Raw genomic sequence first — 1,015 nt, forward strand, 5'->3', positions numbered from 1 at the left:
TGGTCTATGAAGCTCTGGAACAAGGAACTATCAGCCTATCTACACCTGTTGATATTTCGGACTATCCTTACAAACTTACAACTAATTCTGAGGCGAGTAACGTCCCTATGGAAGCCCGAAATTATACTGTTGAACAGCTATTAGAGGCTACAATGGTATCCAGCGCGAACAGCGCTGCGATTGCACTAGCAGAAAAGATTGCTGGTTCTGAGAAAGACTTTGTAGACAAAATGAGGGCTAAACTTCTTGAATGGGGAATTCAAGATGCAACTATTGTAAACACAACTGGTTTAAATAATGAGACACTTGGCGATAATATCTATCCTGGTTCTAAAAAAGACGATGAAAACAAGTTGAGTGCCTACGACGTTGCAATCGTCGCTCGTAACCTCATCCGAGATTATCCTCAAGTTTTGGAAATCACCAAAAAACCAACTTCTACATTTGCAGGACTTGAAATCCACTCAACCAACTATATGTTGGAGGGAATGCCTGCCTATCGTGGTGGTATTGATGGACTAAAGACAGGTACTACTGATAAAGCTGGTGCTTCATTCGTTGGAACAACTGTTGAGAAAGGGATGCGTATTATTACGGTTGTTTTGAATGCAGATCAACAAGATACCAACCCTTATGCACGTTTTACTGCTACTTCTGCACTTTTAGATTATATTTCTGCAAACTTTGCCTTAAAAACTGTTGTTCAGAAAAGTGAAGCATACAACGATAGTAAAGTAACAGTTCTTGATGGTAAGGAAGATAATGTGACAGCTGTCGCTAAGTCAGACATTTCCATCGTCCAACGCATCGGAAGCGGTACTACACCTACTCTCCAATTCACACCGAAATCAACATCAGAAATGGCTCCATTGGAAGAAGGCAAGGTTGTTGGTACTCTAACCTATGATGATCAGGATTTGGTCGGTCAGGGCTATCTCACTTCCGACAAACCATCTTTTGAAATGGTTTCTGAAAAGAAAGTAGAAAAAGCCTTCTTTTTGAAGGTTTGGTGGAA

The 1,015-nt window shown here is 40.8% G+C and carries 1 protein-coding gene; it reads left to right on the plus strand.

Annotated elements, in window-relative coordinates; translation table 11 throughout:
• Nucleotides 1–1,015, plus strand: a 1,015-nt coding sequence (gene pbp3 / locus GMD4S_RS09355; protein WP_000326317.1) for a D-alanyl-D-alanine carboxypeptidase PBP3, incomplete at both ends; no start/stop codon positions are given.

The sequence above is a fragment of the Streptococcus sp. GMD4S genome, assembly GCF_000296955.1.